Below are 11,642 nucleotides of genomic sequence, written 5' to 3' on the forward strand. Positions count from 1 at the left end.
CGTGGCTGTTCCGAAGCGGAAAATGTCCCGCGCGAATACACGTGCACGCCGGTCCCAGTGGAAGGCGACCGCGCCCAACCTGGTGAAGACCGTGGAGAACGGCCGCGTCACCTATAGCCTGCCGCACCAGGCCAAGGTCGTAACCGACTCCGCCGGCACCGCGCTGTTCCTTGAATACAAGGGCCGCAAGGTCGCGGACGTCTAAGACCAGTGTTCGGGTCCGCTATGTACACCCCTAGGGATGTTGCTGCAGGCGGGTCCGTGAATACTGCTTTTCGGGTTGTATCCAAAAAGTGAAGAATACTGAAGAGCTTATGAAGCGTCTCGGTGTCGATATCGACGCCGGGACGCTTCGTCTTGCACTCACGCACCGTTCCTATGCCTATGAGCAGGGCGGCATCCCCACGAACGAACGCCTGGAATTCCTGGGCGATTCAATTCTGGGGTTCTCGGTAACCGATGCGCTCTACCGGGATAATCCTGATCTCTCCGAAGGTGAACTGGCCAAGCGCCGCTCCGCCGTCGTGAGTACCCGCGCCCTCGCCGGTATTGCCCGCGAATTGGGGCTGGGGGAGTACATCCTGCTGGGGCAGGGTGAAAAACTGACCAACGGCCGGGACAAGTCCTCCATCCTGGCAGACACCACGGAGGCCGTAATCGGCGCCGTGTACCTGGACCACGGCATTGAAACCGCCCGGCAGATGGTGATGCGCCTGATTGGCCCGCTGCTGGCCGACGCCGACGCCCTCGGCGCCGGCACGGACTGGAAGACCAGCATCCAGGAAATAGCCGCCAGCCGGAAAATGGGCGAGATTGAGTACCGGGTCTCCGGCTCAGGCCCCGACCATTCGCGCAGCTTTGTGGCTGTGCTCCACATTGGGGACAAGCCGTACGGCTCCGGGACCGGACACTCCAAGAAGGAAGCCGAGCAGGAAGCTGCCGCTGCCTCCTGGAAGATGATCAACGCCAAAAAGACCGACGCCGCGGCTGCCGGTTCCTAAAGGCCCCGGCTGTGCCAGAGCTCCCCGAAGTCGAGGTGGTCCGCCGCGGACTCGCATCATGGGTCCGCGGGCGCACCATCACCGGTGTCCGGATCCTGGATCCGCGTTCCGTGCGGCGCCATGCCGCCGGCCCCGAGGACCTCGCCGGCAACCTTGAAGGCGCAGTTGTCACCGACGTCGTCCGCCGCGGCAAGTTCCTGTGGCTGCCGCTGGTGGAGGAATCCGCCGTCGCCGGCCCCGGGAACGACGACGGCGTCCCGCACCTGGCGCTGATGGCGCACCTCGGGATGAGCGGGCAGCTGCTGATGGAGGATTCCTCCCTGCCCGATGAAAAGCACCTCAAGGTCCGCTTTACGCTCAGCCCTGCCACTGACGCTGCCGGAACGCCAATGCCCTCGGAGCTGCGGTTTGTGGACCAGCGGATCTTCGGGGGAGTGTTCCTCACCGACCTGGTCCCCACGCCCGACGGTGAACCCGGCGGGCTTTCCGAGACCGGATTGCCTCTGGTGGCTGCGGAGGCGGCGCATATTGCCCGTGATCCGTTGGACCCGGCCTTCTCCTTTGATGATTTCTACCGCCGGCTGCGCTCCCGCCGGACCGGAATCAAGCGTGCCCTGCTGGACCAGGGCCTGATCTCCGGTGTGGGCAACATCTATGCCGACGAATCCCTCTGGGCGGCCCGGATGCACTTTGCCCGGGCCACCGACACGATGCGGCGCGCCGACGCGCTGCGGCTGGTGGAAGCGGTGCGGGACGTGATGACCCGTGCCCTGGCCGCCGGAGGAACCAGCTTTGATTCGCTGTACGTCAATGTCAACGGCGCCTCGGGGTATTTCGCCCGGTCCCTGAACGCCTACGGCCGCGAAGGTGAGCCCTGCCCGAGGTGCGCTGAGCTGGGGCTGAACACCCTGATCCGCCGGGACTCCTTTATGAACCGGTCCTCTTATTCGTGTCCGGTCTGCCAGCCGAAGCCGCGGAACGGGCGCTGGTAGGTTTCACGCCTGTTGCACGAACTGGATCGGGTGACCGTCCAGGTCTTCGATTTTGCCAGATGGCACCCGCCGCGAGTGCTCTTTGGTCTGGTGAGGGCATTCGAGTTACGTCCGCCCGGGGTCGCAATTTCCGGCACACTGTTTCGGCGCGGTACGGCGTCGGTGTTCGGGGTTTGCGCACTCGCTGAAGGCGGGAAAAACGGGTAGCGGAACAGGTACTTTCGCCCTGTTTCGCTGCTCTTTTCACGACTACACTCGAACACATGTTCGAATACTCTTCCCCCCAGGAACACCGGGCGCCGGCCACTGCCGGCAGTGCCGCGGTGTATGGATGGGTGGAGGTATTGGCTGAGTCTGACCCTGCCGGACAGGTAACGCCGGCGCTGGCGGAGGATGCCGAACTCATTGACCGGATCCGGGCGCTCGAGGAGCTAAAAGCCGCCGCATCTGCTGCCCAGGCTCGGGCCGCCGTGGCCTTTGATGCTTCCCAGCGCCGGAAGCAGGCCGCAGCGGGAGTTCCGCGCGAAGATCTGGGCCGCGGTGTTGCGTCACAGATTGCCCTGGCACGTAGGGAGTCGGCCAACCGCGGAGGACGGCTCCTGGGTTTCGCAACGGCACTGGTCTCCGAGATGCCCTGCACTCTGCAGGCCCTTACGAGCGGGACAATCAGCGAATGGCGGGCAACGTTGCTGGTTCGGGAGACAGCATGCCTGACCTTGGAGGACCGGCAACGGGTGGATGAGGAAGTAGCCGGGGACCCCCGTGTGCTTGAGGGACTGGGCGACCGCCAGATTATTGCCCGCGCCAGAAGTGCCGCCTACCGGCTGGATCCGCAGCCGGCGGTTCGGCGGGCTGCCAAGGCCGCCTCCGAGCGGTTCGTCTCCTGCCGCCCGGCTCCGGACACCATGACGTATCTGACCGGTCTGCTTCCTGTGGCCCAGGGCGTTGGCGTATACGCTGCCTTATCGCGCGAAGCGGACCGGCTCCGTGCTGCCGGGGACGCCAGGGGACGGGGTCAGATCATGGCCGACACCCTCGTGGCGCGGATTACCGGAGAGGCGGATGCCAACGGGATGAAGGTCGAGGTGCAGCTGGTGATGTCGGACCGGACGCTGCTTGCCGGGGACTCCGAGCCGGCCATCGTGCCGGGATATGGTCCGGTTCCGGCGCAGTGGGCCAGGGACTTGGTGCGGGGCACGAGCTTGGCCGGGAAGTCCAGCCGCACCAGAAGGGAGCGGGAGACCGCGGGAACCGAGGAGAAACAGGCCGAACGCTGGATTAAGCGGCTTTACGCCGAGCCTGCTACCGGCCAGTTGATTGCGATGGATTCCCGAGCCAGGTTGTTCCCCGAGTCCTTGGCACGGTTTGTTGCTGCCCGCGACCAGACCTGCCGGATGCCGTGGTGCGGGGCGCCGATCCGGCATACGGACCATATCCGGCCGCATAAGCGAGGCGGTCCGACCAGTGCTGCTAACGGGCAGGGACTCTGCGAGACGTGCAACCAAGCAAAGGAAGCACCTGACTGGAAGACCCGAGTAGCTGACGAGCCGGGATCGCACACCGTCCTTGGATCCCACACCATCCTTGGGTCCCACACCGTCGAGACCACCACGCCAACCGGGCACACTTACCGGTCCACCGCGCCACCGCTGCCCGGAAGCGGCGGCGGAGAGCATCAGCCCACCGGGACCCTCGAAGTGGGAATCACCGATCTCGTATGGGCGGCATAGGACTGAATCACCGGCACCGGCACCGACGCCGACGCCTACACCGGAGCCTAGCGCCCGGCGAGTTCCGCGAGGACCGCATCCGTGAACGGAGGCCAGGCCTCTGCTGCCCACGGACCGAAGTCCCGGTTGGTGAGGCACACGGCAGCAGCCTGCGCGTCCGGGTCAACCCACAGGAACGTTCCCGACTGACCGAAGTGGCCAAAGGTTTTGGGGGAGCTGTTGGCCCCCGTCCAGTGCGGCGACTTGTGATCACGGATTTCGAATCCCAGTCCCCAGTCATTCTCCTTTTGCCGGCCAAAACCCGGAAGCACTCCGGTCAGACCCGGGAAGACCACCTGGCTGGCCTCCTCCAGCCTGCCTGGATCGGTCAGGACGGGCGACTGCAGTTCGGCCGCAAACCGGCTCAGGTCCGCGACAGTAGAAACCGCCCCGGCAGCCGGGGAGCCCTCCAACGCAGTGGCGGCCATGCCCAGGGGAACCAGCAGCCCTTCGCGCATGTACTCGGCGAAGGCGATGCCGGTAGCTTTTTCCAGCTTTTCACCGAGCACTTCAAAGCCCGCGTTGGAATACAGCCGCCGCGTGCCCGGCGTGTAACGGACCGTGCGCTCGCCAAAGTCGTAGCCGCCGGAATGGGCCAGCAGGTGCCGAACCGTGGACCCTTCCGGCCCGGCAGGCTGGTCAAGCTCCAGCGCCCCCTCGTCCAGGGCAATGAGCACGGTGTAGGCGCTGAGCAGTTTGGTGACGGAAGCCAGCGGAAAGCGGCGGTCCTGGTCGCCGGCGGTTCCCAGCACCTCACCGTCAGCGGACACCACAGCGGCAGCGGCGGTATCCACCGGCCAGGAATCGATCGTCTGCAGGCTGTTCACAACACTCATCCTAGGAGTTGGGGGCGCGGCCGCCGTAGTGCTCGGCCAGCCGGGCCATGCCGTCTTCGATGGACACCTCGGGAGTCCAGTCCAGGACGGCGCGTGTCTCGCTCTGATCGAACCAGTGCGAGGTGGAAAGCTGTTCGGCGAGGAAACGGGTCATCGGCGGCTCGTCATGGACCAGCCCGCGCTTTCCCGCAGCCAGCCAGGCACGCTCGATCACGCTTCCGGCCTTCCGGGCAATCCTGCCGGGCACACTCCACCCCGGAGCTTTCACACCCGCAGCGGCACAGATACCGGCAATCAGTTCACCCACCGGACGGGGCTGCCCGTTGGTCACCACAAGGGCCTTGCCCTGGGCCGCGTCCATCCGGTCGAGCCCGCGGACAATAGCAGCGGCGGCGTTGTCGACATAGGTGGTATCGATCAGGGCGGCTCCGGCGTCGAGCAGGGGAAGGCGTCCGGACCTGGCACGGTCAATCACCCGCTCCACCAGCTGGGTGTCGCCGGGACCCCAGGCAATATGGGGCCGGATGGCTGTGACCCGGAAATCGGGGGAATTGGATGCCAGGGCCAGCAGCTCTGCCTCGGCCTTGGACGCAGCGTAGAAGCCCCGGGCACGTGCCGGATCGGCAGTGCCCGCCCCGGCACCGGCAATCGGTTCGCCGAAGTGCGCTACCGAGGGCGAGGAAACAAAAACGACGTCGCGTACCCCGGCAGCGCGGGCAGCCTTGAGAAGAATCTGGGTCCCCAGGATGTTGGTGTCCTCGAACTCGTGCCACTCGCCGGTGAAGGACACCTTGGCAGCAAGGTGGATGACGGCGTCCATACCTTCCACGGCGCGGGCCGCGGCGTCAGGATCCGAGACCGAGCCGGCCACGAAATCGGTGCCATCCAGACCCGGACGGCGCTGGAAGGTCCGGACCTTGTGCCCCTGGGCGGCCAGCAGGTCGGCCACGGCACCGCCGAGCAGACCGCTGGCGCCCGTCACCAGGACGTTGCGGGGGACGAAATCGCTTGGTGCAGGTTCGCGGGGTGCAGGTTCGCTGGGCGCAGATACGCCGGGAGCAGAGCTGTTGGTCATCGCGATGCTCCTTCAAAAGCCGGTACCGCGGCGTTGCCCTCCGGAGCGACGGCAGGAACGGCAGGGCCACCCTTGCCGCGTTTGCCCAGCTTCGGCACCGGACCACCGGCCAGCAGCCGTGATGCCCAGCCTGCCAGAGCAGTACGGTCAATCTTGGAGTTGTGCCGGATATCGGTCGGCATGGCCGGCAGCACCAGCACCGCGGCCAGGTCGTACCCGCAGAGCTCAAGAACCCGGGAGCGCACAGCAGCAGCCAGTTGGGCATCCGCGGGCCCTGCCCGGCGGACCGGGGGAGAGGTTTCCAGAACGGCCACGGGGACCTGCCCGCCGGCGGGACCGACGCCGACGACGGCCACACGGCCCACGCCGTCTACGCTTTCGGCGGCCTGTTCCCCGGCCACCGGCGTGCGCACACCCTCGGCCGTGGTGAGGATGTGTCCGAGGCGCCCCTCCACCCAGAGCCGGCCGTCGTCGTCGAGGTGGCCGACATCGCCGGTGCGGTGCCAGCCGGGAATCGACGAACTGCGGGACTCGGTAATCCAGAGCCGGTCATACCGGTCCTTCACGTGCGGGGCGCTGACCAGGATTTCACCCGTGCGGTTCGGGGCTGTTAGCGGTTCGCTGCCCACCGAGCCGTCCGGAAGGACTTCGGCAATGGCTACCCGGGCACCGGACACCGGTGTTCCCACGCAGACGCCGTTACCGGAGCCTGCCGAACGGATGCCCTCCAGGCTGATGTCGGTCACCGGCAGGGCTTCCGTCATGCCGTAGGGGGTGTGCAGGGAAGCGCCGGGTACCAGCTCCTGCACCTGGGCCAGGAGGGGTTCGGCGATGGGGGCGCCGGCGGACAGCAGCAGTTCCACCTGTTCCAGTGCGGCCTTCTGCGCCGCGTCCAGGCTGCCGGAGGTGGCCAGCACATTGGCCAGCGCCGCCGGAGAAGCAAAGATCGTGGTGGCGTTCACAGCCACGGCGGCATCGGCCAGGGCCGCGGCCGTCAGCGTGCGCGGGGAGGTGACATCCATGTCCGGGGTCACCGACGTCGCACCGAGGGCGGGACCGAGGAGCGCGAACGGAGCGAACCCGGCCACCAGGGACGTGCCGGCACGCAGGTTGTAGGTGTTCCTGATGGCGTCGCGCATCGCAGCCAGCTGCCGGTGCGTGTAGACCACACCCTTGGCCGGCCCGGTGGAGCCGGAGGTGAACAGCACGGCGGCGTCGGCGTCGGGGTCCACGGGGTGCCACGGAACGTCGGAGCCGGCGCCGTCGGCAATCAGTTCGGCCACCGAGTGCTGAACGCCGAGGAGGCGCTTACGGGCCGGGGTGAGCTCATCAACGCTGATCCGGATCCCCGGCCAGCCGAAGGCCCGGGCACCGATCAGGGCACGGTCAATGCCGATGAGGAAGGCCGGACCTGCGCCCTTGATCGCCCGGCCCAGTCCCTTGGTACCCAGCCCGGCGTCGGCGACCACAATGACGGCGTTCAGGCGCAGGCAGGCATAAATCAGCGAGGTCAGTTCTATGCCAGGCGGCACCAGCAGGTTCACCCGGGTCCCGGGACGGACCCCGGCTGCGGCCAGACCGGCGGCCAGGGCGTTGACCCGTTCGGCGAGGCCTGCCCAGGACAGCGTGCGGGGACCGGCGCCGGTGTCGTTTCCGTCCAGCGGCGCCATGTCGACGACGGCGGCGCTGGTGTCGCCCGCCCGCTCGTCGAGTTCGGCCAGCATGGGACGGAACGGATCGCTGCGCCGCAGCGAGGTATTCGCCGGCGTTTCCACGGCAGTCTTTAGCCAGCTGAAAACAGGGGAGGCGATATCCACGTCTTCGGGCAGCAGATGGCTGGCGCCCTCGAACCGGTGGACGGAAGAAGCCGGCATGCGCTCGAGCAGGTCACGCAGGTACCGGTCGGAGAACACCGGGTCCTTGGGACCCCAAAGAACCAGGGAGGGAACGTTCAAGCGGCGGATCCCGTCCGCCACGGCGTTGAGCGCACGCCAGCTCGGGTGCGTTTCATCGGCCGGGATGTCGGCGACGAAGTTGGCCACACCCTGCCGGCGCACGGCACTGCGGTACGGCAGTGCGAAGGCGTCCTTTACCGGTGCGCTCAGGGCAGGCTGGGCCAGGGCGTGCGTGACACGGATGAAGGCGTCGGTGCTGCGGGTGCCCCACGGGTGGACGGCCGGATGCAAGGCCAGTTTCAGGGCGGGCGGGAGGGAGAACCCGGCCGGATGCACTGCTGTGTTGGTCAGGATGGTTCCGGCCAGCTGGCGACGGTGCCGCAGCGCCCAGCCGAGGGAAATCACGCCTCCCCAGTCATGGCCGACGGTGACCACCGGACCGGTGATGCCCAGGGCATCCGTCAGGTTGCCAAGGTCCGTGATCCGGTCCTCGAGGCGGCGGAACACGCCGGTGCGGTCGGAAAAGCCCATGTCCAGCTGGTCAACGGCCACCACGCGCCACGGCTTCTCCGCCGTGGACGCGGCGGCCAGCAGGCTGCGCCAGAGGTAGGACCAGGTGGGGTTGCCGTGCACACACAGCAGGGTCCCCGCCGGTTCGATACCGTCGGCGGCGAGCTGGGGCCCGTTATCGAGGATGTGCCACTTGTGGACCCGGCCGGGAACGTCGACGGCGGCGGTGGAGGGCACACGGATAAACGTGGACCAGGCTGAGGAAACGCCGGGCCAGAGCTCTTCTACCACGCGATCTCCATCATCGTGGTGTTCAACCCGGAGCCCACGCCCATGCACAGCACCCGGTCGCCGGGGTTCAGGGTCCGCGCTTCCTGGGCCAGGGTCATCGGCAGCGACGCCGGCCCCACATTGCCCCAGTTCGGGAAGGTGATCGGCACCTTTTCACGGTCCAGGTCCACGGCCTTGATGATGGCGTTGGTGTAGGAGTTGGACACCTGGTGGGTGACATAGCGGTCCATGCCGGTCCAGTTCCAGCCGTTTTCCTGTGCCTCGTTCCAGCCTTCCACTACCAGCTCGAGCCCGCCGTCCAGCAGGCCCTTGGTATCCGTGTACATGCCGTCGACGCCGCCCACGCACAGTTCATGGTGCTGGGTTCCGGCACGCGAAACACCGCCCAGGATCCGGTGTGAGCCGGGGTGCTTATCTGCCCGGCCGATGACCGCTGCCGCGGCGCCGGAGCCCAGGGTGAGGGTGGCGAACTCGCGCAGGTAGTCCTCGCGGGTGGAATCGGGACGGTTGAGCCGCTCGAAGGTGGCTTCCTGCACGCCCTGGGAATCTTCGCCGGCCACAATCAGGGCATAGTTGATCTGCCCTGAGTCGATCATGTTGGAGGCCAGGGTGATGCCGTTGACGAATCCGAGGCACGCGTTGGCCAGGTCGAAGTTCATTGCGGAGGAGGGCAGCCCCAGTCCGTTGTGGATCTTCACTGCAACGGATGGCTCAAGGTTCCGGCGGGTGACCGAGGTGTTGATCAGCAGGCCTATCTGGGAGGCCTCGACGCCGGACTCCGCCAGCGCCTTCGCGCCCGCTTCGATCGCGCCGTCGTCGAACGCGGAACCGGGGGCCCACCACCGCCGCTCGCTGACTCCGGCAACCCGTTCCAACAGCCGTTTGGAAAGACGCAGCCGCTTCAGAGAAGGCTCAAGCCGTTCGTCGAAGGAACTTGACGTCATGACCACCGGAGCTTCAACGCTGTTAACGCTGAGGATGGCCGAGTTGGAGTGCTGGAAGTTGAAGTTCCCGGTCAAAATGCCTGCCTTGTCTGATGATGTGACTATCGCGCTGGCGGCCGCCGTGAAGCCTGCATCCACGCCCTAAAATCATATGACTCATTTATCAGCGTACTTTCCGGCCCCGCGAATCAGCAGGGAAACGGCGGATTACGCTCTCCGAGTAGAGCGGAATTTTGACGCTAACCGCGTAGATTTAGGAGATCAACCCCGGCAGGAGAGATTAACCCCAGTGCATCTGAAGACCCTGACCATGCGAGGCTTCAAGTCCTTCGCATCGGCCACCACCTTTGAGTTTGAACCCGGCGTAACCGCCGTGGTGGGCCCCAACGGTTCCGGGAAGTCCAACGTGGTGGATGCCCTGGCCTGGGTGATGGGGGAACAGGGCGCGAAAACACTGCGCGGCGGCAAGATGGAGGACGTGATCTTTGCCGGTACCTCGGGCCGGCAGGCCCTGGGCCGGGCACAGGTATCGCTGACCATCGACAACGCCGACGGCGCGCTGCCGATCGAATACTCCGAAGTCACTATTTCGCGCACCCTTTTCCGTGCCGGCGGCTCCGAGTACGCCATCAACGGCAGCCCCTGCCGGCTGCTGGACATCCAGGAACTGCTCTCCGACTCGGGCCTGGGCCGTGAGATGCATGTCATAGTCGGGCAGGGCCAGCTGGATAAGGTGCTGCACGCGACGCCCGAGGAACGCCGGGGGTTTATCGAGGAGGCCGCCGGCATCCTCAAGCACCGCCGCCGCAAGGAAAAAACGCTGCGCAAGCTTGAGGCCATGCAGGCGAATCTGGCGCGCGTGACGGACCTGACCGCCGAACTGCGCCGCCAGCTCGGCCCGCTGGGCAAGCAGGCGGCCGTGGCGCGCCGCGCCAAGACCGTGCAGCAGGACGTCCGCGACGCCCGCTCACGCCTGCTCGCCGATGATTTGGCCACCCTGAAGGCCTCCTACGAAAAAGAAGCTGCAGATGAAGCGGCACTCAAGGCACGGCGTGCGCAGGTTGAAGAAGCGGTAGCGGCCGGCCGGCAACGGCAGGCGGAGCTGGAGACACTGGCCGCCCAGGCGGCTCCGGCGCTGAACGCCGCCCGGGAGACCTGGTATGAGCTCTCTTCGCTGCAGGAACGGTTCCGTTCGCTCAGCGCACTGGCCTCTGAACGTGCCCGGCTGCTGGGGACCGAAGAGCCCACAGCCGGTTCCGGACGGGACCCGGAGCAGCTGCTGGCCTCCGCGGAGCGGGTACGGGCCGAGGCCGCCGCACTTGAAGCGGACATCAGCGACCGGCAGGCACGGCTGGAGGACGCCGTCGAAATCCGTGAGGACGCCGAGGAGGAGGCCGCTGCCGAGGAGAAACGCCTGGCGGCCGTGCTCCGTGCGGCGGCGGACCGCCGCGAAGGGCTGGCCCGGCTGTCCGGGCAGGAAGATGCTGCCCGCTCCCGGCTGGCTTCCGCGCAGGCCGAACTGGAGCAGCTGCAGGGATCAATCACGGCAGCGGGGGAGCGCCGGGCAACCGCGCAGGCGGAGTTTGAGCAGCTTGAGGCGTCCGTTGCCGGTGACGAAGCCGGTGAAGCGGACCTCGACGCCGGCTATGAGGCGGCCGAGGCAGACCTGGCGGCCGCCCGGGATGCGTTGGAGCAGTTGCTGGACACCCGCAATGAAGCGGTGCGCGAAATCGAGACCCTCTCGGCGCGCAGGGAGGCGCTCGCCGTGGGGCTGGACCGCCGCGACGGCAGCGGGGCACTGCGTGAGGCCGGCGTTGCGGGACTGCTGGCGCCGCTGGCCGATCTGATCAGCGTCAAGCCGGGGTATGAGAGGGCAGTCGAGGCGGCCCTGGGCGCTTCCGCGGAAGCGCTCGCGGTGGATGACCTGGCAGCCGCTGCCCGGGCGCTGCGCCACCTCAAGGATACCGGCGACGGGCAGGTCGAGCTGTTGCTGGGCGGACTTCCTGCCGGGCACACGGGCCTGTCCGCCGCCGACGGCCCTGACCTTGCGCCAGGGGCAGTGCCGCTACTGTCCCTGATCAGTGCCGATGCCAGGATCCAGGCAGCGCTGAACCAGCTGCTGGCAGACACCGTGGCAGTGGAGAGTCTGGATGATGCCGCGGCACTGGTATCCGCCCGGCCCGGGGTAACCGCCGTGACCTCCGACGGGGACGTGCTGTCCGTGTTCAGGGCCCGCGGCGGATCAGCCTCGGCGCCGGGGCTCATCGAGATCCAGGCCGCGGTGGAGGAGACCGATGCCCGGCTGGCCGCTGCGCGGAGCCGGGCGGAG

At 67.2% G+C, this 11,642-nt stretch carries 9 protein-coding genes; 5 read left to right on the top strand and 4 right to left on the bottom strand.

Going from position 1 to position 11,642, the window contains the following annotated elements; genetic code table 11:
• The first annotated feature begins 1 nt into the window (after window position 1).
• The 4 genes from rpmF (at window position 2) to AC5RVB_RS11545 (ending at window position 3,723) form a co-directional block, all read left to right on the top strand.
• Complete coding sequence (gene rpmF / locus AC5RVB_RS11530; protein WP_146364453.1) at window positions 2-205, top strand: 50S ribosomal protein L32; 204 nt, start codon at window positions 2-4, stop codon at window positions 203-205.
• Window positions 206-293: 88 nt separating this feature from the next.
• Window positions 294-1,001 carry a ribonuclease III gene (rnc, locus tag AC5RVB_RS11535; RefSeq protein WP_227901464.1) on the top strand — a complete coding sequence of 236 codons (708 nt, stop codon included), beginning with the start codon at window positions 294-296 and terminating at the stop codon, window positions 999-1,001.
• Between the two features lie 11 nt (window positions 1,002-1,012).
• Window positions 1,013-1,993, top strand: a complete 981-nt coding sequence (mutM, locus tag AC5RVB_RS11540; protein ID WP_494142746.1) for a bifunctional DNA-formamidopyrimidine glycosylase/DNA-(apurinic or apyrimidinic site) lyase — start codon at window positions 1,013-1,015, stop codon at window positions 1,991-1,993.
• A 263-nt stretch (window positions 1,994-2,256) separates the two neighbouring features.
• Window positions 2,257-3,723, top strand: a complete 1,467-nt coding sequence (locus AC5RVB_RS11545) for an HNH endonuclease (protein ID WP_494142747.1) — start codon at window positions 2,257-2,259, stop codon at window positions 3,721-3,723.
• Window positions 3,724-3,770: 47 nt separating this feature from the next.
• Here AC5RVB_RS11545 and AC5RVB_RS11550 read toward each other — a convergent pair whose 3' ends face one another.
• The 4 genes from AC5RVB_RS11550 to AC5RVB_RS11565 are packed head-to-tail and all read right to left on the bottom strand — an operon-like array spanning window position 3,771 to window position 9,388.
• The gene (locus tag AC5RVB_RS11550) at window positions 3,771-4,589 is read right to left on the bottom strand and encodes a serine hydrolase domain-containing protein (RefSeq protein ID WP_494142748.1); all 819 of its coding nucleotides are present in this window, start codon (window positions 4,587-4,589) and stop codon (window positions 3,771-3,773) included.
• Between the two features lie 10 nt (window positions 4,590-4,599).
• Complete coding sequence (locus AC5RVB_RS11555) at window positions 4,600-5,673, bottom strand: NAD-dependent epimerase/dehydratase family protein (RefSeq protein WP_494142749.1); 1,074 nt, start codon at window positions 5,671-5,673, stop codon at window positions 4,600-4,602.
• Window positions 5,670-8,369: an alpha/beta fold hydrolase gene (locus AC5RVB_RS11560; protein ID WP_494142750.1), complete on the bottom strand. Its 2,700-nt coding sequence runs from the start codon at window positions 8,367-8,369 to the stop codon at window positions 5,670-5,672. Before AC5RVB_RS11560 ends, AC5RVB_RS11555 begins: the two co-directional genes overlap by 4 nt.
• The gene (locus AC5RVB_RS11565; RefSeq protein WP_494142752.1) at window positions 8,363-9,388 is read right to left on the bottom strand and encodes a 3-oxoacyl-ACP synthase III; all 1,026 of its coding nucleotides are present in this window, start codon (window positions 9,386-9,388) and stop codon (window positions 8,363-8,365) included. The genes AC5RVB_RS11560 and AC5RVB_RS11565 overlap by 7 nt, the downstream gene beginning before the upstream one ends.
• Window positions 9,389-9,602: 214 nt before the next feature.
• Between AC5RVB_RS11565 and AC5RVB_RS11570 the strand changes: the two genes are divergently transcribed.
• Window positions 9,603-11,642, top strand: a 2,040-nt coding sequence (locus tag AC5RVB_RS11570; RefSeq protein WP_494142751.1) for a chromosome segregation SMC family protein, incomplete at its 3' end; no start/stop codon positions are given.

The organism is Arthrobacter sp. Y3225209 (genome assembly GCF_059090685.1).

Coding starts and splice junctions, on each gene's coding strand:
- AC5RVB_RS11545 (WP_494142747.1), top strand. CDS start 2,257: ATGTTCGAATACTCTTCCCCCCAGGAACACCGGGCGCCGGCCACTGCC.
- AC5RVB_RS11555 (WP_494142749.1), bottom strand. CDS start 5,673: ATGACCAACAGCTCTGCTCCCGGCGTATCTGCGCCCAGCGAACCTGCA.